Genomic DNA, 23,755 nt, shown 5'->3' with positions numbered 1-23,755 from the left:
AGGTCAGGCTGGTCCGCCGCTTGGAGCGGACTGGCCGTGTCGAAACGACAATGAGAACAGGAGCATGCCATGTCTACACCATTTCACGGAGAAGAGTTCACCTTCAGACAGCCCGACGGCAGCGCGCTGACGGTGCGCGGCTGGGGCAACCAGTACCACGCCGTATTCGAAGCCCAGAATGGCTATACGGTGGTGGAAAATCCGGCCACCAACTACTATATGTATGCCAAGCTGAGCGCGGATGCCGAGCAGCTGGAATCGGCGGGCGCGCGGCCGCGGCAGGTGGCCGTGCAGGCGCTGGGGCTGGATCCGGGCCTGCGCGTCAAGCCCGAGGCGGCCAGGGCCAGCGTGCGCGACAACGCCATCCTGAAGCCGGGCACGTCGCGCTGGGAACAGCGACGCAAGCAATACAAGGCGGACTTGCGCGCGCACAGCCTGGCGCCAGCCATGATGCCGGCGCCGCCGAAGCGCGAAACGGTGGGCGACTTTGTCGGCCTGTGCCTGCTGATCGATTTCCCCGACGTGCCCGGCACCATCACGCAGCAGCAGGTCAGCGACTTTTGCAACCAGCCCGGCTACAGCGGCTTCGGCAACCATGGCTCCGTCTACGACTACTTCTTCGATAATTCAGCCGGGCGCATGCGCTACACCAACCTCGTCACGCCGTACTACACGGCGCGCCAGCCACGCGACTACTACACGAATGAAAAAATACGCCAGCCGCAACGGGCGCGCGAACTGATCAAGGAAGCGCTCGACCATTTCAAGGCCCAGGGCTTCGACTTCTCAACCCTGTCGACGGATGAGCAGGAATATGTGTATGCGACGAATGTCTTTTACGCGGGCAAGCGGGTCAACAACTGGGCCAAGGGCTTGTGGCCGCACTCGTTCCACCTGCTCACGCCATACAAGCTGGGGCCGGAAACCTGCAGTTTCGACTACCAGATCACGGACATGGACAAGGAATTGTCGTTGGGCACGTTTTGCCATGAAAACGGCCACCTGATCTGCGATTTCCCCGACCTGTACGATTACGGCGCCGAATCGTCGGGCGTGGGCAGCTTTTGCCTGATGTGCACGGGCGCCAACGTCGACAGGAAGAATCCCACCCAGGTCAATGCCTACCTGAAATACCGCGCCGGCTGGGCCACCTCCACCGTGCGTCTCGATCCCGGCATGAGCGCGGCGGCGGCGGCCGAGAAAAACCAGTTCTACATCCACCGCAAGAGCGCCACCGAGTACTTCATCATCGAAAATCGCCAGGCGAGCGGCCGCGACCTGGCCCTGCCCGCGCAAGGGCTGGCCATATGGCACATCGATGAACTGGGCGACAACCAGAATGAACAGATGACGGCCGAACGCCACTATGAATGTTCGCTGGTGCAGGCCGACGGCTTGTGCGACCTGGAGCGCGACTCATCGAACCGCGGCGACGCCGGCGACCTGTTTGCCGCTGCGGGCAACAACCAGTTCGGACCGGACACCTTGCCGGACAGCCAGTGGTGGAGCGGCGCGCAGTCGGGGCTGCACCTGGTGCAGATCGGCGCTCCCGGCCCGACGGTGTCGTTCCGCACGCTGTAGCGCGCGCTGGCTAGGGCTTGGCCGGCGCCTCGTAGTGCAGCTTGAGCACCAGGCCGTTGTGGTCGTCGGCCAGATAGATGTCGCCATCCTGGCCCTGCTTCACGTCCACGGGCGCGCCGCGGCCCTGCTTGCCCTTGCGCTCCCAGTTGCCGATCAACTCGACGGACTTGCCCAGCGGCGCGCCGGCCTTATCCGGCAGCAAGGCCACCAGGCGGTGGCCGTTGCTGCGGTAGCCGTGGTAGCCGATGATCAGGCTGTTTTTATACAGCTCGGGGAAGCGGCTGGCCGTATAGAAGGTCATGCCCAGCGGTGCCGCGTGGCCCGGCAGCAAGCGCTGCGGCGCCGCATACTGGGCGGCGCAGGCCGTCTTCGGGTATTCCGGGCTGGCCACATTATCGTCGTAGCAATAGGGCCAGCCATAGTGCCGATCGGCCTTGATCAGGTTCAATTCCTCGTGCGGCAGGTTTTCATCGCTTTTCAGCTGCGGCATGGCGGCCTGGATGGCGTCGCGCGCGTTTTCCGCCTGCCACAGTTCGCCCGTGGCCGGGTGGAAGGCCAGCGCCATCGAATTGCGCAAGCCGCGCGCATGCGTGCGCCAGCTCGTCACGCTGCCGGCCGGCCAGGCCATCTTGTATTCGCGGATGGCGCCCAGCGCCTGCTCGCCTTCGGCCGAGGGACAGGCCTTGGCCGGATCGGGCGCCTTGCCATCCGCGCCTTCGCAATGGTCGGTGCTGGAACCCACGTTCACGTACAGGTCGCCCTGCGCGCTGAAGCGCATGTTCGTCAGCAAATGCAGGCCCAGGCCCGGCAAGCCCGGCGTCCTGGCCGTGCCGCCGATGACGTCGGTGATGGCGCGGGTCGGGTCGCGCAAGTCGAAACGGAAGATGCGGCCCACCACGCCCACGTACACCATGCCATCCGGTCCCTGCACGATGCCGTTCGGGCGGTCGAGTTTGTCAAGCAGCAACTTGCGTTCATAGCCGGGGCCAGCCGCCTTGCGCTGCAACAGCCATAATTTGCCCTGCTTGGGTGTCCAGCCCGCCATGTCCGTGACGAGGATGTCGCCATTCGTCAGCGGCAGCACGCCACGGGGAAACTTCAGGCCGTCTGCCAGCACGGCCACGCAAAAGCCGGGCGGCGTGGCGACGTCGAGGCGCGGCAAGCCGTCGCACTGGGCGCCGGCCGCCGCCATGGCGGGCGCCAACGCGCCGGAAAGGCAGGCTGCCAGGGCGCCCGCAAGCATTTTCTTGTTCATGGTCTCATTCCATCAGGGGTAATCGGGGAATCGCGGCGCGTGCATTGGCGCTGGTCTCGGCCGCCACTTGCGCAATATCCAGGCCGCGCAGTTCGGCCAGCACGGCGCCGATGCGCGGCAATTCTTCGGGGCTGTTGCGGCCCGGATGCAGCCAGCTGGGGGAAATGTCGGGCGCATCCGTCTCCAGCACGATGGCGTCGAGCGGCAAGTCGGCGGCCAGGCGGCGTATCTGCAGCGCGCGCGTAAACGTCATGGCGCCGCCGAAACCGAGCTTGAAACCCAGATCGATATAGCCCTGCGCCTGCTGGAAGCTGCCGTTGAACGCATGCGCGATGCCGCCGTTCGGGCGGATCTGGCGCGCGTGCTTGAGGACGATGTCCTGCGAGCGCCGCACGTGGGTCAGCACGGACAAGTCGAAATCGCGGGCGATCTTCAGCTGTTCGCGCAGGAAGTGCTCCTGCTTGAGGCGCATGGCCGGCTCGCACAGCATGGGCAGGAAGAAATCGAGGCCGATCTCGCCGATGGCGACAAAGCGCGGATCGGCCATGGCCAGCTCCACGGCAGCGCGCAGGGCCGACAAATCGTCTTCCGTGGCATGCGGCACGTAGATCGGGTGGATGCCGAGCGCATAGCAGGCGTTGGGCGCCGCATGGGCCAGGCCACGCACGATGGCGAAATTGGCCCGTTCGACGGCCGGCAGGACGATCATCGCCACGCCTTGAGCGCCCGCGCGCGCCGCCACCTGCAGCGATTCATCGCCGAATTCATGCGCGTCGAGGTGGCAGTGCGTGTCGATCCACAGCATGGTGGCTCCTTAGTATTGGTACGGCTGCAGCCCTTCGTCCGTCAGGCGCAGCACGCGGTCGCAGCGCTTGGCCAGTTCGATATCGTGCGTGACGATGACGAAGGCCGTGCCCAGGGTGCGCGACAGTTCCAGCATCAGGTCGAAAATCTGTTCGGCCGTGGCGTGATCGAGGTTGCCCGTCGGCTCATCGGCCAGCACGCAGGCCGGCTGCGTGACGAGCGCGCGCGCCAGGGCCACGCGCTGGCGTTCGCCGCCGGACAGCTCGCCCGGCGTGTGCGTCACGCGCTTGGCCAGGTTGACGCGCGCGAGGATCTGCTGCGCCAGGTCGGTGGCGGGCGCGCGCTGCATGCGCCGTATCATCAGCGGCATGGCGACGTTGTCCAGCGCGGAAAACTCGGGCAGCAAGTGGTGGAACTGGTAGACGAAGCCCAGCGAGGCGTTGCGCAGGTCGCCGCGCGCCTTTTCGCTGAGGGTGGCGAAATCCCTGCCCAGCAGGCTCACCTTGCCGCTGGTCGGCGTATCGAGGCCGCCCAGCAGGTGCAGCAGGGTCGATTTGCCCGAGCCCGAGGCGCCGACGATGGCCACTCTTTCGCCGCGATGGATGTCGATGTCGATGCCGGCCAGCACCTGTACCTTGTAGCTGCCCTGCGTGAACGTCTTGCCAAGGCCACGGCAGGAAAGGACGGCAGTATCAGCGGAAGCGCCGTTGGAGGCAGGTTTATTCAGATCGGTCATGGTCGTAGTCAGTGGGTTATTCATAGCGCAGGGCTTCCGCAGGTTTCACGCGCGCGGCCCACCAGCTTGGGTACAGGGTCGCCAAAAAGGCCAGGATCACGGCCAGCACGCCAATCTTGCTGACGTCGGGCCAGCGCAGGTCGGACGGCACGGTGCTGATGAAATAGATATCTTTCGACAGGAACTGCACGCCCAGCAGGTGTTCGATGAAGGGCACGATGACGTCGATGTTCAGCGCCACCAGCACGCCGCCGCCCACGCCCAGCAGCGTGCCCAGGATGCCCACCAGCGCGCCCTGGATCATGAAGATCTTCATGATGGACGCCGGCGAAGCGCCCAGGGTGCGCAGGATGGCGATATCGGCCTGCTTGTCCGTCACCGTCATCACCAGCGTCGAGACCAGGTTGAAGGCGGCCACCGCGATGATCAGGGTCAGGATGATGAACATCATGCGCTTTTCCGTCTGCACGGCGGCGAACCAGTTGGCGTTCAGCTTCGACCAGTCGCGCAGCCACAGGTCGCCCGGCATGGTTTTCTTCAGCTCTTGCGCCACTTGCGGCGCCTGGTTCATGTCGGCCAGGCGCAGGCGCAGGCCGGACGGGCCGTCGAGGCGCAGCAGGCGCTGGCCGTCTTCGATATTGATGAAGGCCAGGCCGGCGTCGAATTCATTGTGGCCGGCCTGGAAGATGCCGCTGACGGTGAAGCTGCGCATGCGCGGCAGCACGCCGGCCGGCGTGACCTGGCCCTGGGCCAGCATCAGGGTGACTTTGTCGCCCAGGTTGACGCGCAGTGCGCGCGCCAGCTCGATGCCCAGCACGATATTGAAGGTGCCCGGCTGCAGGGCCTTGAAGCTGCCCATGCGCGTCTGGCCGGCGATGTCGGAGACGTTCGGCTCTTCCTCGGGCAGCACGCCGCGCACGATGGCGGGGCGCAGCGCGTCGTCGCGCAGCAGCATGCCCTGCGTTTCGACGAACGGCGCGGCGCCCCTGACGGCCGGATTCTTGAAGGCCTGCGCCTTCTCGGCGCGCCAGTCCGGCATGCTGCCGCTGTTGTCGAACACTTCCACGTGAGCCAGCACGGACAGCATGCGGTCCGTCACTTCCTTCTGGAAGCCGTTCATGACGGACAGCACGACGATCAGCGCGGCCACGCCCAGGCCGATGCCGGCCATGGAAATGAGCGAGATGAAGGAGATGAAGCTGTTGCGGCCACTGCGCTTGCCGGCCCGCGTGTAGCGCAGGCCGACCAGCCATTCGAAAGGCAAATTCTTGAAAATACTCATTGTTCCGGCGGTCTTTATCGTTTCAGGTTTCGTTTCAGCTTGCAAACGGCGGCGATCATTCGTAGCGCAGCGCCTCGGCGGGTTTCACGCGGGCGGCGCGCCAGCTCGGGTAGATGGTGGCGACCAGCGCCAGGCCAAAGGCGATCAGGCCGATCTGCGCCACGTCAAACCAGTGCACATCGGACGGCACGGCGCTGATCTGGTACACCTCTTTCGAGATGAAATGCAGGCCGAAGATGCCTTCGATGAAAGGCACGATCACGCCCACGTTCAGCGCCAGCACGACGCCGCCGATCACGCCCAGGGCGCTGCCCAGCAAGCCCACCAGCGCGCCCTGGATCATGAAGATCTTCATGATGGAGAACGGCGAAGCGCCCAGGGTGCGCAGAATGGCGATATCGGCCTGCTTGTCGGTGACCGACATGACCAGGGTCGAGACGAGGTTGAACGCGGCCACGGCGATGATCATGCTGAGGATGATGAACATCATGTTCTTCTGGCTTTGCACCAGCGCATACCAGCTGGCACTGGCGCGCGACCAGTCGCGCATCCACAGCTGGCCCGGCATCGAGGCCTTCAGTTCGCGCGCCACCTGGGGCGCCTGGTTCATGTCGTGCAGGCGCAGGCGCAGGCCGGACGGGCCATCGAGCTGCAGCAGCTGCTCGGCGTCCTGCATGTTGACGAACGCCAGGCTGCCATCGAGTTCGTTATGGCCCGCTTCGAAGATGCCGGACACCTTCAGCGCGCGCATGCGCGGCATGACCAGGCCATTGGCCGGATCGCCCGCCCTCGGCTCGCGTTCCAGCATCAGGGTGACGTTCTGGCCCACCTGCACGCCCAGCGCCTTGGCCAGGTCGATGCCCAGCACGATATGGTAGGAACCGGGGGTCAGCTCCTGGAAACTGCCCTGCTTCATCTGCGCGGCCACGCTGGAAACGGTGGCTTCCTGCTGCGGCAGCACGCCGCGCACGACGGACGGGCGCATGGTTTCGTCATTGAGCAGCATGCCCTGGGTTTCCACGAAGGGCGCCACGGCCTTGACTTGCGGGTTGGCGTAGGCGGCGCGCTCCTGCGCCTGCCAGTTCGGCATGGAGCCGCTCGTGTCGAACACCTCCACGTGCGCCAGCACCGACATCAGGCGGTCGGTGACTTCCTTCTGGAAGCCGTTCATGACGGAGAGGACGACGATCAGGGCGGCCACGCCCAGGCCGATGCCGGCCACGGAAATGAGGGAGATGAAGGAAATGAAGCTGTTGCGGCCGCTGCGTTTCCCGGCGCGCGTATAGCGCACGCCGACCTGCCACTCAAAAGGAAATTGTTTGATGATGCTCATGCGCTCCCGCGACAACGATGATATGCGAGCGCGCAGTGTGCCACACAATGGCCATTTCATGCATGAAACTGTGCGTGAAACAGCGCACGCTGGCGCCAAATCCGGCGCCAGCGCCCTATTGCGCCAGTCCGAACACCTGCAGCAACTGTCCCGCCAGCGCGTACTGGCGCATCTGCGCCAGGGTCAGGCGGTGCTGCTGGTCGATCCGGCGCTGCTGTATCGTGAAGTAGCTGTCGCGCGTCTGGATGACCTGCTGCAGGTTGCGCCGGCCCGCCTCGTACTGGATGGTGCCGCCGCGCACGACAAACGCCATTTTGCGTTCCTGCTCGTCGAGCAGGGCCAGGGTGCGCTGCGCATTGGCGATACGCGGCAGCATGCTGGCCAGGTCGGCGCGCGTGCCCTGCTCGGCGCGCGCCACGTCCGCCTCGGCCGCCTGGGCGCGGCTGATGCTCTCGTCGCGCTGCGCCAGGTTGCCGCCGCCGAGCGGGAATTCCCAGCTGACGCCCACCGACCAGCCGCGCTGCTGGATCGTCGACGGCGGTGGCGTCGTCTTGTTATTCAGCAGATGGCTGACATCGAGGTCGATTTTCGGCGCCAGGGTGGCCGCCACGCTGCGCACGCGCAGCTGGGCCGCCGCCGCCCGCTCGCGCGCGGCGCGCAATTGCGCCTGCTGCGCGTCGGCGTTCTCCAGCGCCCGCGCCGACAGCGGCGCAAAGACAAAATCGGCAAACTGCGCCACCGGCTCGAAGGCCAGCGCCTCGAGCTTGATCTGCGCGGCCAGGCGGTCCGTCAGCAAGCCGTCGTGCACCAGTTCCGCGTCCAGCTGCGAGCTTTGCGCCAGCTCGCGGTCCACTTCCGACGATTTGCCCAGCTCCGCCTGGCGCGCCACCTGCTTCACCAGCTGCGTCACGTCGCGCAGGCGTTCCTGCGACTGCAGCAGGCTGCGTTCCAGGCGCTGCATGTCGAAATACGCTTCGGCCAGCTTTTCCGCGCTTTCCGCGCGCGCCCGCTCCACGTCGAAGGCGGCGCCCGCCATCTCGCGGTCGGCCGCATCGAGTTCGGCGCGGTCGGCGCCGCCGTTGTACACATTCCAGCGCAGGCTCGCCTCCACTTCGTGGGTGCGCCGTTGCACGTCCAGCGTGCCATCGAGGTCGTTGCTGCGCCCGCGCCTGGCCTGCAGCGCCGCATTCGGGAACAGGCGCGAACGGGCCTGCTTGTAGCGCGCCTCGGTGGTGGCCAGCGCCGCCTGCGCCGCGATGACCTGCGGGTCGCGCGGCACGGCGCGCGCCAGCAGGGCCGGCAAGCCACGCATGGGCGCCGGCTGGACGGACAAGGTGCCGGGCAGCTGGGCCTGCGCTTCCACCACGATGCCGGCGCACGCCAGCATGACAAATATCAGCAAGGCACGCATCAACGCTCCTGCAGGGAAGACTGCAAGCCGCGCAGCACGGGCTTGAACACATATTGCAGCACCGAGCGGCGTCCCGTCAGGATGCCGACGTCGACCGGCATGCCGGGCGTAATCGGCAGCACCTTGCCGTGCGCCGTCAGCTGGCTGCGGTCGGTACTCAGCTGCACCTCGAAATACGGCTCGTTGCGCTCGTCGGGGATGGCGTCGGCGCCCACGCGCACCACCTGCGCCTTCATGCGGCCGTACGTGGTGGCGTCATACGCGAGCACATTCGCCGACGCGCCCTGCCCCACGTGGATGAAGCCGATGTCGGACGGCTTCACCCGCACGGAAATCAGCACCTCGGAATCGGCCGGCACGATTTCCAGGATCGGCTTGCCCGGCTGCGCCACGCCGCCCACGGTGGCCACCAGCACGCGGTTGACGATGCCGTCGACGGGCGCCGTCACGTCGCGCCGGCTGACCTGGTCCTGCTGGCCCTTGACGGTGCTGGCCAGGGCGCCGGCCTTGGTCTCGTATTCGCTGCGCTGCGCGCCCCACTGGCCGCGCATGCGCGCTTCCACTTCGCCGGCCTGCGCCTGCGCCTCGGCCAGGGTGGCCACCAGGCGCGGCACGGAGCTGCGCAGGCTGTCGAGTTCCGTGCGCTGCTGCTGCACGCGCTGCTGCGCGTTCAGGTAATCGCCGCGCGAACCGGCCCCCTCCTTGAACAAGCGCTCCTCGATGGACAGGCTTTCCAGCGCCAGCTTCATGCCCGCGTCCAGCTGGGCGATGCGGCTGTGCGCCTCGGCCAGTTCGCCGCGCCGGCGCGTCACGCCTTCGCGCGCGGCCGCCGTGGCCGACGCGAATTCGCGCTGGCCGTCGCGCCACAACTGGGTTTCCTTGGCGATCAGCTCGGGCGCCTCGCGCTGCCATTCCGGCGCGAACCGGGGCGTGCCGCCCGTCAGCAGCGCGTCCAGGCGCGCCCTGCCGGCCAGCGCGGCCAGGCGGTTCTGCAGGCTGGCGCCCAGGTTGGCGTCGTACTGCGCCGTATCGAGGCGCAGCAGCAAGTCGCCGCGGCGCACCTGCTGGCCCGGTTTCACCAGCATTTCGCGCACGATGCCGCCTTCCAGGCTTTGCACTTCCTGCAGATGCGACGGCGGCGTGATGGCGCCGCGGCCATTCACGGAGACGTCAAGCTGGGCGAACGTGGCCCAGGCCAGGGTCAGCACGAGCAGCACGGCCGTCAGGGCCAGCATACGGATGATGATGCGGCGCGGCTCGCGTTCCGGGTCCGGGTGCGCCTGCGGCAGCGGACGGGCATTCAGGGCGCTCATACCGGTGCTCCCGTCGTGGTGGCAACGGTGGCAGGCCTGGCGGCCTGGTTCTGAGCCGGGCTTTGTCCACTACTTTGTCCATTGCTTTGCCCATTGATCACGCGCAGGACTTCATCGCGCGGGCCATCGGCCACGATGCGTCCCTTGTCGAAGACGATCAGCCGGTCCACCAGCGCCAGCATCGCCATGCGGTGCGTGACGAGCACGATGGTGGTGTCCTGCAAGGTGCGCAGGCGGGCGATCAGGCGCTGCTCGGTGGCAGGATCGAACATGCTGCTCGGCTCATCGAGCAGCAGCATCGGCGGTTTCGCCAGCAGGGCGCGGGCCATGGCCACGGCCTGGCGCTGGCCGCCGGACAGGCGCTCGCCCCGCTCGCCCACTTCCGTCGCCACGCCATTGGGCAGCTGGGTGATGATGTCGTCCAGGCAGGCGAGGCGGATGGCGTCGAGCAGGCCGGCGTCGTCCGCCTGGCTGCGGCCCAGTTCGATGTTTTCGCGCAGGGTGCCATGGAACAGGGTCACGTCCTGCGGCACGTAGCCGATCTGGCGGCGCAGACTCAGGGGTTCCAGCTGGGTGCTGGCGAGGTCGTCGAACAGCACGCTGCCGCTTTGCGGGCCATACTGGTTCAGCAGCAGTCGCAGCAAGGTGCTCTTGCCGGAACCGAGCTTGCCGATCACGCCCACCCGTTCGCCGGGACGGATTTGCAGATTCAGTTTATCGAGCAGCGGCGGCGAGTTCGGGTAGGCGAAGCCCACCTCGCGGAACTCGATGCGCCCGGACAGCGGCGGCGCCTGCAGGCTGGCCGCATCGTCGTCGGTGGGCGCTTCCATGATCTTGTTGAGCGCCTCGTACGACAGCTTGGTCTGCTCCCAGCGCATGATCAGGCCGGCGATCTGGCTCACGGGCGCCAGCGCGCGCCCCGTCAGCATGCTGACGGCGATGATCTGGCCCAGGGTCAGCAGGTGTTCGCCCATCAGCAGCGCGCCGACGGCCACCACGGCCACGCCGGACAGGGCCAGCACGGCCGTGTTGATGTAATTGACCCGGCTGACGATTTCGCGCGTCTCGACGCTGTTGGCGGCGATGGCCACCGTCAGGCTTTCCCATTTGCGGCGGCTCCACGCCTCGGCGCCCAGCGCCTTGATGGTGTCGAGGCCATTCATGGTTTCAAACAGGTGCGCCGTGCGCTGGCCGCTCTCCTGCATCGAGGCGGCCACGTGGCGCGCCAGCGCCGCGCGCGAGGCGAAGGCCACCAGCAGCAGGATGGGGATGGCGGCCAGCGGCACCAGCACCAGCCAGCCGCCGACCAGGGCGATGACCAGCAGGAACAGCAGCAAAAATGGCAAGTCGCCCAGGGTGGTCAGGGTGGTCGAGGCGAAGAATTCGCGCACCGATTCGAAATCGCGCACGGTATTGGCCAGGGCGCCGCCCGAGGCGGGCCGGCTGGCCGCGCGCAGGCGCAGGCACTGGGCGAAGATATTCGACGACAGGGCCACGTCCATGCGCCGCGACGCCGTTTCCACCAGCTCGCCGCGCAGCAATCGCATGGCCAGCTCGAAGCCCGTCAGCGCCACCACGGCAACGGTCAGCACCCACAGGCTGGACGTGGCGTTGTTGGGGATCACGCGGTCGTAGACGGCCATCGCGTAGAACGGCACCAGCGCGCTGATGACATTCAAAACCAGCGTGCCCAGCAAGGCCCAGCGGAAGACCCAGCGGTTGCGGTTGAAGACGTCCCAGAACCAGCGCCCCGCCGCCGGCATGTTGTAGAGCAGGCTGCGCTGGTCGAAAAACATCACCGGGCGCACGGCCACCCAGCGCCCATCCGGCACTTCCTGCGCCAGCGTCGCCGCATCGAGCCAGGAAGTGCCGGCGATGCCCGGCACATGGCATTCATATTTTTCATTGGCGATGCCCAGCACCACCAGCGCCTGGCCGGCGCCATTCACCAGCAAGGCCGGCATTTCCGTGGCGCGGCGCGGCTTGCCCATCGGCAGCGGCGTGCCGGCCAGGCTGGCATGGCTGAGCGCCTGCTCGAGAAAATCGGCGGCGGCCGGATCGCCATGCGCGGTCACGCTGGCGCGCAGGCGCTCGGCTTGCACGCCGGCGCCAAGAAAGCGGGCCAGGAAGACCATGGCGTCGGCAAGCGTGTCGGCACGGGCCGTGGAGGGGGAGGCATCGACGGCGGCGTGCGCGTCAGAAGGTGGCGTCATGAGGAACTCAAGTCCTATCTCAGGCAGTTGCAATAAACAGTAAGAGACTATGGTCACGGTCGCGCTGCGATAACCTGCAGAAACATTGTGCCATAGTAATAACAGCTATTCAGAATGATGTTGTAAAAATGAAAAACTGCGGCGCGTCGTGATGGACGCGCCGCAGCAGAAACTACTAACTCAATACCGCTATTGCCGGTTTACGCGGCGCCGGACTTGCGGCGGCGCGCCATGAAGCCCAGCAAGCCCAGGCCGGCGACCAGCATGGCCCAGGTCTGCGCTTCCGGCACCGGCGACACGGCCAGCAGCGTTTGCGAGGCCGGGTTGACGCTTGTCAGGCTGGTGTAGTTGTACAGGTTCTGGATGGCGCCATTGCCCGTCGCCACGCCCAGCATGCTGTTGGCCTGGCTGACGACGGCGTTGCTCAGGTTCTTGAAGCGCAGGTCGCCCGTCAACAGGTTCGTGTTGTCGTTATTCAATTCCCACAGGGCCAGCTGGAAGGCGGCGGCGCTGTTGGCGCTGGTCGACACATTGGCGATCGAAGACGCGTAATAGCCCTCGTACAGGCGCTTGACGGCATCGCTGGCGGCAAAGGCGCCGCTGCTGTAGCTGTTCGCGCTGTTGCTCACGGCCACATGGGGATCGAGGCAAAAGGCCAGGAAGGTATTGCTGTCGTACTTGACTTCCCACAAGGTCGGCGAGATGGCGTTGCCCGAACCGAAGGCGCCGCCGGCAGCCGTAAACAGGCTGACGCTGTGCGAATCGACGACTTGCAGGTTGGAGGCCGCCAGGGCGCTGCCGCTGGCGAGGGCGAAGGCGGCTGCGGCGATGGCGCCGCGAACGAGCAGGTGCATGGATTGTTTCATGGTGGTTTCCCTATTTCTATTATGTAAGTGTAGAAAGTACGTGTGGAAAGCGCCGGCGCCCCTTGACGGGTGCGCCGGTGCGGCATTGCCGGGCAGGATTACGGCCCGGCAAGGAACATCAGGCAGCCATTTCCTGGGGCTGTGCGGTGGTGTGCGCCATGGCGCGGCGCAACAGGTCGGCCATTTCGCACTGGGCCTGGGCTTCCGCGGCCGGCGCGGCTGGCGCGGCAGCCACCGTGGCGACGGTCGCGTCCTGGCCCAGCGCCGTGTCGAGCGCATGGTCGTCGCGCAGCAGGTCGGCCATGCTCGGCAAGGTGATGCCAGCCTTGGCCGCATCCTTGGCGTCGACGTTGAAATACACGTCCGTCATGTCCACCGTCTTGCCGTCGACCAGGGTGGCGCTGCTGCGCTCCAGGTGCAGGTTGTCGTTGGCGTCGAGGAAAGGCAGTTCCGTGTAAGCCACCGTCAGGCTGGCCACGCCGGCGTCGTGCAGCGACATCAGTTCGCCATCGTCCGTTACGCCATTGCTGTTGGCGTCGCGCCAGATGCGCAATTCGGCAAACTTGTCATCCTTGGCATCGACCACGCCGTCGTGGTTCGAGTCATAGCTGGACAGCTTGGCAAAGCCCGTGCCCTTCTCGTTGCCGCCGAACAACTCGGAGATATTGTCGATCTTGCCATTGCCATTGCTGTCGATGGCCAGCAAGCCATCGTGGGCCGAAACCCAGCCCGACTGGATGGCGCTGCCCGTGCCCAGCAAGTCGAAACTGCCGTGGAAATCGGCGCGGGCGATCGTGTGCACGCCATCGCCGTTCAGGTCGATCACGATAGGCGTGATGGCGGCATCCCAGCTCATGTCGTTCTGGCCCGATGCCAGTTTCAGGATGTCCGTGTACACCACGTTGGCCAGGGTGCCATTGCTGTTGACGTCGGAATCGATGTTGTCATTGCTGCCCACGTTCTTCACGCCCCAGCGCCAGCTGTCCATGGCGTAGCCGGCGTGATACACGCCCGACTTGTCGAACTTGAGCGAATAGCTGCCCGGATCGAGGTTGCTGAACAGATAGTTGCCGCTGGCATTCGTGTACGTGGTGGCCAGCAAGGCGCCGCTGCCCGAGTACAGCTGCACCTTGATGTTGGCGATGCCCGCCTCGTTGGCGTCCTGCACGCCATCATGGTCGGCGTCGCGCCACACCTTGTCGCCCAGGCTGGCCTTGCGGTAGATGCCCGCATCCCAGCTCATGTCGTTCTGGCCGGCGGCCAGGTTGATCAGGCCGGAACGGCCCGTGCTCGTATCGACGTCGGAATCGGCCGCGTCGCTGCCCACATTGGCCTTGGTGTAATAAAAGCCCGATGGACGGATGACTTCCACCTTGTAGCTGCCGGCGGCCAGCTTGTCGAACAGATAGTTACCGCTGGCATTCGTTGTCGTCGTGGCGATGACCTGGTTGCTGGCATTGAGCAGGTTGACTTTCACGCCCGCCACGCCCAGTTCGCCCGCATCCTGCACGCCGTTGTAGTTATTGTCTTCCCACACGCGGTCGCCGATGGACGCCGTGTTCAGCTTGACGAGGCCCGCATCCCAGTCCAGCTGGGTCTCGCCCGACTTCAAGGTGGCCCAGGTGGTGGTCAGGCCGGTGGCAGGATTGACGTCGGAATCGGTGGCATAGCCGCCGATGTCCGCCTTGGTGAAACCGTAGCCGGCCGGTGGCACGAAGCCCAGGTAATAATTGCCTGGCACCAGGTTGCTGAACAAATAGTTACCGTTGGCATCCGTGGTGGCGCTGGCCACGACGGCGCCTTGCGCGTTGTACAGGTTGACTTTCACGCCGCCCACGCCCGCCTCGCCCGCATCCTGCGTGCCGTTGCCGTTCGTGTCGCACCAGACGCGGTCGCCGATGGCGGCCGTCTTGTACAGGCCGGCATCGAGGTCCTTGTAGTTCTGGCCGGCGGCCACCGTCACCAGCGAACTGTTGCCGGCCGCGTTGATGTCGCTGTCGAGCGCATCGTTGCCGCCCGCATCCTTGACCGTGGTCAGATAGCCGGGTGGCGCGACGACGGCGATCGAATACGTGCCCGGATCGACATTGAAGTTGTAGTAGCCGGTGGCGTCGGTGACGGTCGAGCCGATTACGCTGCCCGTCGCGTTTTTCAGCTGCACGGTGACGCCGGCGATGCCCGCTTCGCCCGCATCCTGCACGCCATTGGCGTTGCTGTCATGCCATACCCGGTCGCCCAGGGTGGCTGGCAGGGCCACGATGCCCGCATCCAGCGTGTGGTTGCTGTCGCCCGAGGCCAGCAGCACTTGCGCCGTCTTGCCCGTCAGCGCATTGGCGTCGGAGTCGCGCTGATCGTCGCCGCCCAGGTCCTGGCCCGTGAAGGCGTAGCCGGCAGGCAGGCTGGTCTTGTCGAACTGCACGCTGTAGGCGCCCGGCTTCAAATTCGTAAACAGATAGTTGCCGTTCGCATCCGTGACGAGCGGGCTGCCGACGGCGTTGCCCGACGCATCGAGCAAGGTCACTTTCACGCCGGCCACGCCCGCTTCACCGGCGTCTTGCACGCCATTCTTGTTGGTATCGAGCCAGACGCGGTCGCCCAGTTCGGCCGTGCGGTACAGGCCCGCATCGAGGCTCAGATTGGTTTCGCCTGGCGCCAGGGTGACGGGCGCCATCTTGCCGGCCGCATCGATATTGCTGTCCTTGCCCATGTCGCCGCCCTGGTTGGCCGCCGTCGGCACATAGCCGGCCGGCGCCACCACCGTCACCGAATAGGTGCCCGGATTGACGTCGAAGTGGTAGCCGCCGCTGGCGTCCGTGGTGGTGCTGGCGACAACATTGCCGGCCGCATCCTTCAGTTGCACCACGACATTGGCGATGCCCGCCTCGCCCGCATCCTGCACGCCATTGGCGTTCTTGTCTTCCCACACGAAGTCGCCCAGGTGGGCCATCGGCACCTTGAAGGTCAGATAATGGGGCGCCAGGCTCAGGTCTTGCGCGTTGCAGCCTTCCGTGCCGCCATCATCGCGCACCTTGAAGCCCAGGTCGAAGTCGCCGGCCACGGTCTGGCTCGGCACGAAGACCAGCTGACCCGCGCGGATGGCGTCGATGGAAACTTCCGTGCCCACGGCGACGGCCACGCCGTTGAGCAAGACTTGCCCGGCCGTGGTGGTGTTCGTGATGACGATGGATTTGAAGCCGTTATGCTCGACGTCGTCGTGGAAGCCGAAATCGCTTTCGCTCAGTACCACGCTGCTGCCATCGACCAGGGTGAAAGTCTTGTCGGCCGCGTCGGGGGCGTCATTGACGGGGTCGATGATGACTTGCAGGCTCAGCTGGACGATATCGCCATTGCCCTTGTCGATCGTCACCTGGATGGTCGAGAAGCTGCCGTTGTAGTTGGCGGCCCAGTCGCCGGGACGCACGTACACGGTGTCCGCGTCGAGCATGCCGAACAGCGGCGTATTGACGGTCGACTCCGTATCGTCGGGCAACAGCACGGTGAAATTCTTGATGTTCAGTTCACCTTGCACCGAATAGCCGGCTTGCACCAGCAAGTCGCGGATGTCGAAATTCTTGTTGATGTCTTCGCACACGTGGACCGTGGTCGACAGATTGTAGGTAGTCATGCGGCCTCCTGGCGGTGCGCAACGGTGGCGGCAGGAGTGGCAACGTGGGAGGCCAGGGCGCGATCAGCCTGGCCGTGCAAAGCGGCGAATGTATACATGGGTGGGCTTCCAAGAAAAAGACTTGTTTAAAAAATGAAGCCGGCAGCGTCTTGTATACAGTTTCGAGGGACACAGGAGCCAAACGACGCAACCACACAGCAGGGGGTGATTGTCTTTCTGATATTTAAGTTAGCGCAATTATATCGTCGATATTTGTAAAAGCAAATTGATTTCCACCAATAATGATTAAATTATTATAATTTTGATGTATTTTTGATACTTTTGATATGGCTGCCGCCGCCGATGAAAATGACATGCCCCTACTCTGGCACTGCCCAATCGCCTACAATCTCGGGATGAATCAACTTACCCTCGTCTTGCCTTGCGCCCTGCCCAATGCCGAACTGGCTGCCGACCTGCTCAAGGTCTTGCAGGCGCCCGCGCTGGCGGCGCTCCTGTCGCGCACTTCCAGTTCCAATTTAGAAACATTTGACACCGCCCAGCGCCTGCTGCCGCACGAAGCGTGGCTGGCGCATGCGCTGGGCCTGGCGCCAGCGCCGAATGGCGCGGCGGCGCAGGCAGCCTTTGCCGTGGAGGCGATGCGCGGCTACGGCCTGGCGCCAGCGCCCGGCGCGCGCTATTTCCTGCTGCACCCGGCCCACCTGGCCATCGCCCGCAGCCATATCAGCCTGGAAGACCTGCGCCAGCTCAAGTTGAGCGAAGAGGACGGCCGCGCCCTGTTCGATACGGCACGCCCGTATTTCGACGAGATCGGCCAGCCGCTGGCGTATGGCGACGCCGGCACCTGGTTCATGCGCGCCGATGGCTGGTCCGACCTGCAATGTGCGTCGCCGGACGGCGCCACCACGCAAGACCTGTCCGTCTGGATGCCGGAAGGCGAGCACGCACGCGCCGCGCGCCGCCTGCAAAACGAAGTGCAGATGCTGTGGCATGAACACCCGGTCAATGCGGCGCGCGAAGAGCGCGGCTTGAAAGCCATCAATTCCTTCTGGGTCTGGGGCGCCGGTCTGGCGACGGCGCAGCGTCCGACATGCGCGGCCAGCCTGCATACGGCGGACGCGCCAGGCTGGCTGGCGGCGCTGGCGGAACCGGCGCAGCGCCATGCCAGTCCAAACAGTGTACTGGCGGGCAAGCAGGACGCACTCGTCGTGCTGGGCGGGCTGATCGAACCGGCCCAGGCACAGGAATGGGGCCTGTGGCTGCAGCAATTGCAGGCGCTGGAAGCACACTGGTTCGCGCCGCTGCTGGCGGCCCTCAAAGATGGCCGCCTGGGGCGTCTGCGCCTGGTGCTGAGCCACCGCGACGCCTGGCTGGACGTCACCACCGGCAAGCATGCGCAGCGCAAATTCTGGCGCGCGCCCACCCTGAACAAGTTGAAAGCATCATGACCCGTACCCGCATCGCCACCCGTCCCTGCCCTTACCGCGAATCCGAACTGCTGCGCCAGGGTGGCATCCATCCCGTGCTGGCCCGGCTGTATGCTTCGCGCGGCCTGTCCGACGCGGCAGAACTGTCGAGCGAACTGGCGGCCCTGATGCCGCCGTCCGGCTTGCTGCACATCGGCGCTGCCGGCGTCTTCCTGGCCGATGCCATTGCCGCCAAGAAACGCATGGTCATCGTCGCCGACTATGATTGCGACGGCGCCACCGCCTGCGCCGTCGCCTTGCGCGGCTTGCGCGCCATGGGCGCCGATGTCGATTTCATCGTGCCCAACCGTTTTGAGTACGGCTACGGCCTGACGCCGGAAATCGTCGAGCTGACGGCGCGCGAAAAGTCGCCCGACATCATCATCACCGTCGACAATGGCATCGCCAGCATCGACGGCGTGGCCGAGGCAAACCGGCGCGGCATCCAGGTCGTCGTCACCGACCACCATTTGCCGGCCGACACCCTGCCCGACGCGGCCGTCATCGTCAACCCGAACCAGCCGGCCTGCGGTTTTCCATCGAAGCACCTGGCCGGCGTCGGCGTCGTGTTCTACGTCTTGCTGGCCCTGCGCGCGGAAATGCGCCGGCGCGGCATTTTCGATGCGCAAACGCAACCCAAGCTCGATAACCTGCTCGACCTCGTGGCGCTGGGCACGGTCGCCGACGTCGTGCGCCTCGATACGAACAACCGCATCCTCGTCGCGCAAGGCCTCAAGCGCATGCGCAAGGGCAATATGCACGCGGGCGTGGCCGCCCTGTTCCGCGTGGCGGGCCGCGAAGCGCGCAGCGCCACGCCGTTCGACCTGGGCTTTGCGCTGGGACCGCGCCTGAACGCGGCCGGGCGCCTGCAGGACATGTCGCTGGGCATCGAATGCCTGATCACGGACGACGAAGGCCGCGCCTGGGCGCTGGCGCAGCAATTGAACGACATCAACCTGAAACGCCGTGAAATCGAGGCGGAAATGCAGGATACGGCCCTGCTCCACCTCGATGACTTCGAGCCGGCCGCCAGCAGCACCATCAGCGTGTTCGACGAGTCGTGGCACCAGGGCGTGATCGGCATCGTCGCATCGCGCCTGAAGGAAAAATTCTACCGCCCGACCATCACGTTCGCGCCGGGTGCCGACGGCTGGATCAAGGGCTCGGGCCGCTCGATCCCCGGCTTTCACCTGCGCGACGCGCTCGACCTTGTGTCGAAACGGGCGCCGAGCCTGATCGACAAGTTCGGCGGCCACGCCATGGCGGCGGGCCTGACCATCCGCGCCGACGCCTTCGACGCATTTTCCAAGGCCTTCGAAGCCGTGGGCCAGGCCTGGCTCAGCCAGCAGCAGCTCGAGCGCGTGGTGGAAACGGACGGCCCGCTGGAAGACGCCTACTACACGACGGCCTTCATCGAGCTGATGGATGGGCAAGTGTGGGGCCAGGGCTTCGCCCCGCCCGTCTTCTGCGACGAATTCCGCGTCGTCAGCCAGCGCATCCTGAAGGAGCGCCATTTGAAGTTGCTGCTGGAAAAGAACGGCGTGCGCTTCGACGCCATCTGGTTCGGCCACACGGACGCCCTGGGCGAACGCACGCGCGTCGCCTTCCGCCTCGATGCGAATGAATACAATGGCACGACCAAGGTGCAACTGATGGTGGAGCATGCGGAACCTGCCTGATGACCTTGCTAGTCTTATTGCTCCACCTCAATGCTGCGGCGAATAGCTAACATTTCCCCTAAGTAATGGCGTATCCAGTCATACAGGCAGCCGCCGGTTGCCATGAATGGGAGACATCGCATGGAATACGGGGGATGTTGGCGCCGGCTGGGCGCGTTTTGTATTGATCAAATAATCGTATCATTGAGCATGATCATTCCAGTGTCGATTGTGCTAACGGCCTCCTGGGCGCTCGACACTCCGGGGCCGACACTGATTAACCAGGAATTCATGCCGCTGTTTATGTTACCTGTCATGCTGGCGTACAACGTCTTTCTTGTCGCCCGCAACGGTGTGACGCCGGGCATGTGGCTATGCAAATTAAAACTGCAGTTGCAGGACGGATCGGCCGTGACCAGCCGCGCCGCCTGGCTGCGCTACGGCGTTGTCGCCACGCTCTATCTGCTGGCAAGCCTGCCGAAACTCTGGCACTTCCTGGGACTCTCGTTTCCTGGCCTGGCGGGGCAGACAGCATTGTCCTTCGAGAACGCGTACGCCTGGGAGCTGTCGGCTATATTTCTTGCATTTCTCTGGATGCTCAGCGAATTTATCGTACTGATGCTGAATAAACAGCGCCGGGCCCTGCAAGACTTCATGGCCGGCACGGTCGTCGTCAAACTCCCCGCCCGCGCAACGCAAGCGCCACCGCTGGCCTCCACACCCACCTGAAAGCAGCCCCCACTTCCATGCTGAGCGGCCTGAACCACCTCACCCTGTCCGTGCGCGAACTCGAGCGCAGCATCGCGTTTTACCGCGATGCCCTGTCCCTGCGCCTGCATGCGCGCTGGGACCGGGGCGCCTACCTGTCGGCTGGCGATTTGTGGCTATGCCTGTCGCTGGACACCCAGGCGGCGGACGCACCCCTCGCCAGCCCCGGCTACACGCACTACGCGTTGTCGATCGCTGCCGCCGACTTTGGCCCGCTCGCGGCCCGCCTGCGCGCGGCAAACGTGCCGGAATGGCAGCGCAACAGCAGCGAGGGCGACTCGCTGTATTTTCTCGACCCGGACGGCCACCGGCTGGAAGCGCATGCGGGCAGCCTGGCGCAGCGCCTGGCCGCCTGCCGTGCCGCGCCCTACACCGGCATGGTCTTCTTTGACGCATGAGGGGTGTTATCGCACACAATTGGAGCAGGACAGCAATAATTCCAAAAAAGGAGTAATATTAATCCATAAAAGGAGTTCATCATGAATCTTGCCTACGCCTACCCCAAGAGCCGCTTCGAACCGGCCGTGCTCGTCGACCTGAATGCGAAAGCCGAACGCGAACGCCTGTCGCAAGCGGCCTTGAAAGGGTTTTTCAAGCTGGCCGCCGCCTGGAAGCTGCGCGACGACGATGCGCGCGAATTGCTGGGCGGCCTGTCCAGCAGCGCCTATTACGAATGGAAGAAGCATCCGGACCGCGTGCTGGAGGTGGACCGTATCACGCGCATCTCGTATCTGCTGGGCATTTACAAGGCACTGCACATCCTGTACGGCGACAAGCTGGCCGATGAATGGGTAAGCCTGCCCAACAAAAATCCCGTGTTTGGCGGCCGCACGCCGCTGTCGCAGATGCTGGCCGGCGGCTTGCTGGCCATGCAGACGGTGCGCAAGCTGCTCGATGCGCGGCGTGGAGGGTTGTGATCTTGCCGCCCTCATCCCTTGAAAACCTGCCGCCACTGGCCGCGTTGCGCCAGATCGATACCTGCCGCTTGATCCCGTCGCGCTTTGCCGACATGGAAGACTCCGTGCTGGCGCCGCTGGCGGAAGACGACGATCACTTGCGCGAGCTGTTTGAACTCGATAACGCGACGAATGCGCGCCTGGTGGCCGAGTACGGCGGCGCGCCAGGAATTGGCGTGGACGAGCTGGTTTTTGGCGTGCCGCACTTTCGCATCATCAACGCCGCCTACACCTATGCCCGCCCGGAAGGCGCGCGTTTCAACGATGGCGAGCGGGGCGCCTGGTATTGCGCCTTCGACATGAAAACGGCGCTGGCCGAGATCATTTTCCACAAGACCGTGGAATACCAGGAAATCGATTATTTCGACGACAGCGTCAATTACCAGTCGCTGCTGGCCGATTTTTCCGCCAGCTTCCACGACTTGCGCGGCCAGGAGCGCTACCGCGCCTGCCTCGACCCGGCCAGCTATATCGCCTCGCAAGACCTGGCCGCCATCCTGCTCGAGGCCGGTTCCATGGGCATCATCTTCCCCAGCACGAGGCTGGCGGGCGGCACCAACCTGGCCTGCTTCCGCCCCGCCCTCGTGGGCAATGTTCGCAAAGGCGCCGCCTATCGGTTAACATGGCGGGGTACGCCAACGCCGCACGTGGAAATCCTGTAAAGAACCCTGTGCGGCGCGGCATCCGACTCACAGAACATTGATATTTCGCATGCAAACCAATCCTGAAAAAGACACCGAACTGCGCCTTAAAGTCAACAGCGAAACGGCCCGCCTGGCCTGGAGCGAACTGGAAAAGCACTTCGCCCAGGGCAACGTCGTCTGGGTCGCCAACGAGCTGGACCTGGTGGAAGTCGCCGTGCGCATCTCGCACGACGACAAGGCCACCATCTCGCAATGGATGGCCGACGGCAAGGTCGCCAAGGTATCGGACCAGCAGGCGCTGGACTGGCAGGCGGCCGACGCGGCCCTGTGGGCCGTCGTCGTCAGCCCGTTTATCCTGGTGCAGCAGGATAAACCCACCAAACACTAGGCACCGCGGGACAAGCGCAGCGCCGGGCGGCAAGCATGCCGGGGCGCTGCCGGGCAAGATCTGCGTACCGCCAGCGACGGCATCGCTTCACCAACTTGGCGCTCAATGACCAATATCTCGCCGCCATGCTGGCCATCGCTTCCCTGATCACTTCCATGCCCGCATCGGCAAACCATACGTGTAGCGGACCGGTGAAGGCGTGTCGATTAACGGCCTAGGCGCCGTGGTCGCGGAGAGCATCGGGAAAGTGCAATGGGGGTTTCTGTGCAATGTGGAAACGGCCACCAACGGCATCAATCCCGCCACCTGCAAAGTGATATACGCCACCTTGTTGGCGGCACAAGCCAGTGGCCGCAGCGTCACCTTGTGGGTCACCGATTCCGCCACGGTGTGTCCAGACTTGCCCGCGCGCTGGAACTATGTCAGCGGCTTCAATCTTCTTCGCATGGATGACTAGTCATCCCGGACTAGCCACTGCATTCGATACTGGAAAGACAGCCGCCTGCCGGCTCCATCGCCGCACGACCAGCCGATAGCGGCCGCGCCGCCGCGCCACGTTCGGCATGCCGGCCCTTCCTCCCGCACGCCTACCTGCCGCTCCGCCAGACGCGACATGGCTATTGCATTTTTTACAAATCGCTATAAAATCACACATTTCCGAAAAACAATATTTCTTAAAATGAATATCAAACACGCAATCCTCCTCGGGGCACTGTGCGCGGCGGCACCGTTGGCCATCGCCGGCCCTGAAAGCGGACCGGTCGGTATTACGTCACTGCGGCCGTACATGAGTGAGCCCGCCAACGGCGAAGCAAGGATTTATATCTCGCTCGATAGTGACGTCTTTTGCGGGACCAACGTTTTTTCGATCGACAATACGCGCCCTGGCTCCAAGCAAGCGTACGCCGCTGCCCTGTCAGCCTTGGTGGCCGGCAAAAAAATCCAGCTGGAAGTCGATGCCTGCGCGGGTTGGGGCACGACGCTACGCTCGCTCTACATCATTCAATAACAGCGCCACGCCAGCCGCGAGGCTGGCATCAGCCGTGCCGTAGCCGCCTGGTCGCGCGGCGATGCATGAATGATCATTTCAGAAAAATACTGACTTAAAGGACACTATGCTGCGCAAATTCCTGCTTTCCGCCGTTTTATTCTGCGGTTCCCTGTCGCTGGCGCCGGCGCATGCCGGGCCAACGTGGCAAGAGGGCGAGATATGGGACCACTCGGCGGTCGCCGGCGGCTTGCTGATACGCTTCAATCCCTCTACCACGGCATCGCCCGACAATTGTGCGGGCGCCACCTGGATGTTCATTCCCGAAGCGAGCAAGACCATCATCGCCGTCACCCTGATGTCCATTGCAAGCGGCAATCGCCGCGTGATGGTGTATACCAGCGGCAATGTGTCGGGATTTTGCACGGTCACCCAGGTTGACCCCATCAATTAAAGCGGGCTTGACCG

21 protein-coding genes are annotated in these 23,755 nt (G+C 64.8%); 11 read left to right on the top strand and 10 right to left on the bottom strand.

What is annotated here, in order from left to right; all coding sequences use genetic code 11:
• The first annotated feature begins 69 nt into the window (after positions 1 to 69).
• Positions 70 to 1,581: a M6 family metalloprotease domain-containing protein gene (locus AC1RDJ_RS04660; RefSeq protein ID WP_493026628.1), complete on the top strand. Its 1,512-nt coding sequence runs from the start codon at positions 70 to 72 to the stop codon at positions 1,579 to 1,581.
• Between the two features lie 10 nt (positions 1,582 to 1,591).
• On the opposite strand, the gene AC1RDJ_RS04655 is transcribed toward AC1RDJ_RS04660, so the two are convergent.
• The 10 genes from AC1RDJ_RS04655 to AC1RDJ_RS04610 all read right to left on the bottom strand — a co-directional run bounded on the left by AC1RDJ_RS04655 (position 1,592) and on the right by AC1RDJ_RS04610 (position 16,419).
• Positions 1,592 to 2,836, bottom strand: a complete 1,245-nt coding sequence (locus AC1RDJ_RS04655; protein ID WP_289886230.1) for a PQQ-dependent sugar dehydrogenase — start codon at positions 2,834 to 2,836, stop codon at positions 1,592 to 1,594.
• 4 nt (positions 2,837 to 2,840) lie between these two features.
• Positions 2,841 to 3,638: a TatD family hydrolase gene (locus AC1RDJ_RS04650; protein WP_493027141.1), complete on the bottom strand. Its 798-nt coding sequence runs from the start codon at positions 3,636 to 3,638 to the stop codon at positions 2,841 to 2,843.
• A gap of 12 nt (positions 3,639 to 3,650) precedes the next feature.
• Positions 3,651 to 4,376, bottom strand: a complete 726-nt coding sequence (gene lolD, locus AC1RDJ_RS04645) for a lipoprotein-releasing ABC transporter ATP-binding protein LolD (protein WP_071323254.1) — start codon at positions 4,374 to 4,376, stop codon at positions 3,651 to 3,653.
• Positions 4,377 to 4,392: 16 nt separating this feature from the next.
• Positions 4,393 to 5,658, bottom strand: a complete 1,266-nt coding sequence (locus AC1RDJ_RS04640) for a lipoprotein-releasing ABC transporter permease subunit (RefSeq protein ID WP_071323253.1) — start codon at positions 5,656 to 5,658, stop codon at positions 4,393 to 4,395.
• Positions 5,659 to 5,713: 55 nt separating this feature from the next.
• On the bottom strand, positions 5,714 to 6,991 hold the full coding sequence (locus tag AC1RDJ_RS04635; RefSeq protein ID WP_071323252.1) for a lipoprotein-releasing ABC transporter permease subunit: 1,278 nt from the start codon (positions 6,989 to 6,991) through the stop codon (positions 5,714 to 5,716).
• A 115-nt stretch (positions 6,992 to 7,106) separates the two neighbouring features.
• Positions 7,107 to 8,402 carry a TolC family protein gene (locus AC1RDJ_RS04630; protein ID WP_493026627.1) on the bottom strand — a complete coding sequence of 432 codons (1,296 nt, stop codon included), beginning with the start codon at positions 8,400 to 8,402 and terminating at the stop codon, positions 7,107 to 7,109.
• Positions 8,402 to 9,715: an HlyD family type I secretion periplasmic adaptor subunit gene (locus AC1RDJ_RS04625; protein WP_493026626.1), complete on the bottom strand. Its 1,314-nt coding sequence runs from the start codon at positions 9,713 to 9,715 to the stop codon at positions 8,402 to 8,404. Before AC1RDJ_RS04625 ends, AC1RDJ_RS04630 begins: the two co-directional genes overlap by 1 nt.
• Complete coding sequence (locus AC1RDJ_RS04620) at positions 9,712 to 11,928, bottom strand: type I secretion system permease/ATPase (RefSeq protein ID WP_493026625.1); 2,217 nt, start codon at positions 11,926 to 11,928, stop codon at positions 9,712 to 9,714. The genes AC1RDJ_RS04625 and AC1RDJ_RS04620 overlap by 4 nt, the downstream gene beginning before the upstream one ends.
• Positions 11,929 to 12,128: 200 nt before the next feature.
• Positions 12,129 to 12,794 carry a PEP-CTERM sorting domain-containing protein gene (locus AC1RDJ_RS04615; protein WP_071323249.1) on the bottom strand — a complete coding sequence of 222 codons (666 nt, stop codon included), beginning with the start codon at positions 12,792 to 12,794 and terminating at the stop codon, positions 12,129 to 12,131.
• Positions 12,795 to 12,912: 118 nt separating this feature from the next.
• Positions 12,913 to 16,419 carry an SdrD B-like domain-containing protein gene (locus AC1RDJ_RS04610; RefSeq protein WP_493026624.1) on the bottom strand — a complete coding sequence of 1,169 codons (3,507 nt, stop codon included), beginning with the start codon at positions 16,417 to 16,419 and terminating at the stop codon, positions 12,913 to 12,915.
• A gap of 395 nt (positions 16,420 to 16,814) precedes the next feature.
• Here AC1RDJ_RS04610 and AC1RDJ_RS04605 point away from each other — a divergent pair, with 395 nt between their 5' ends.
• From AC1RDJ_RS04605 to AC1RDJ_RS04560, 10 genes are all read left to right on the top strand, one after another.
• Positions 16,815 to 17,867 carry a hypothetical protein gene (locus tag AC1RDJ_RS04605; protein WP_493026623.1) on the top strand — a complete coding sequence of 351 codons (1,053 nt, stop codon included), beginning with the start codon at positions 16,815 to 16,817 and terminating at the stop codon, positions 17,865 to 17,867.
• Positions 17,864 to 19,564, top strand: a complete 1,701-nt coding sequence (gene recJ / locus AC1RDJ_RS04600) for a single-stranded-DNA-specific exonuclease RecJ (protein ID WP_071323247.1) — start codon at positions 17,864 to 17,866, stop codon at positions 19,562 to 19,564. Before AC1RDJ_RS04605 ends, recJ begins: the two co-directional genes overlap by 4 nt.
• A 102-nt stretch (positions 19,565 to 19,666) precedes the next feature.
• Positions 19,667 to 20,272: an RDD family protein gene (locus tag AC1RDJ_RS04595; RefSeq protein WP_493026622.1), complete on the top strand. Its 606-nt coding sequence runs from the start codon at positions 19,667 to 19,669 to the stop codon at positions 20,270 to 20,272.
• A 17-nt stretch (positions 20,273 to 20,289) separates the two neighbouring features.
• A complete protein-coding gene (fos, locus tag AC1RDJ_RS04590; protein ID WP_493026621.1) occupies positions 20,290 to 20,709 on the top strand; it encodes a fosfomycin resistance glutathione transferase in 420 nt (139 codons plus the stop codon).
• Positions 20,710 to 20,790: 81 nt separating this feature from the next.
• Positions 20,791 to 21,228 carry an MbcA/ParS/Xre antitoxin family protein gene (locus tag AC1RDJ_RS04585; RefSeq protein ID WP_034755432.1) on the top strand — a complete coding sequence of 146 codons (438 nt, stop codon included), beginning with the start codon at positions 20,791 to 20,793 and terminating at the stop codon, positions 21,226 to 21,228.
• Between the two features lie 2 nt (positions 21,229 to 21,230).
• Positions 21,231 to 21,929, top strand: a complete 699-nt coding sequence (locus tag AC1RDJ_RS04580; RefSeq protein WP_071326379.1) for an RES family NAD+ phosphorylase — start codon at positions 21,231 to 21,233, stop codon at positions 21,927 to 21,929.
• Positions 21,930 to 21,978: 49 nt separating this feature from the next.
• Positions 21,979 to 22,299, top strand: a complete 321-nt coding sequence (locus tag AC1RDJ_RS04575; protein WP_493026620.1) for a DUF2288 domain-containing protein — start codon at positions 21,979 to 21,981, stop codon at positions 22,297 to 22,299.
• Positions 22,300 to 22,546: 247 nt separating this feature from the next.
• The gene (locus tag AC1RDJ_RS04570) at positions 22,547 to 22,756 is read left to right on the top strand and encodes a hypothetical protein (RefSeq protein ID WP_493026619.1); all 210 of its coding nucleotides are present in this window, start codon (positions 22,547 to 22,549) and stop codon (positions 22,754 to 22,756) included.
• A 156-nt stretch (positions 22,757 to 22,912) separates the two neighbouring features.
• Positions 22,913 to 23,308, top strand: a complete 396-nt coding sequence (locus AC1RDJ_RS04565; RefSeq protein WP_493026618.1) for a hypothetical protein — start codon at positions 22,913 to 22,915, stop codon at positions 23,306 to 23,308.
• A gap of 106 nt (positions 23,309 to 23,414) precedes the next feature.
• Positions 23,415 to 23,741 carry a hypothetical protein gene (locus AC1RDJ_RS04560; protein ID WP_493026617.1) on the top strand — a complete coding sequence of 109 codons (327 nt, stop codon included), beginning with the start codon at positions 23,415 to 23,417 and terminating at the stop codon, positions 23,739 to 23,741.
• Positions 23,742 to 23,755 lie beyond the last annotated feature (14 nt).

The sequence above is a fragment of the Janthinobacterium sp. GW822-FHT07H10 genome, from assembly GCF_058798675.1.
This window is presented reverse-complemented; position numbering and strand designations above follow the sequence as displayed.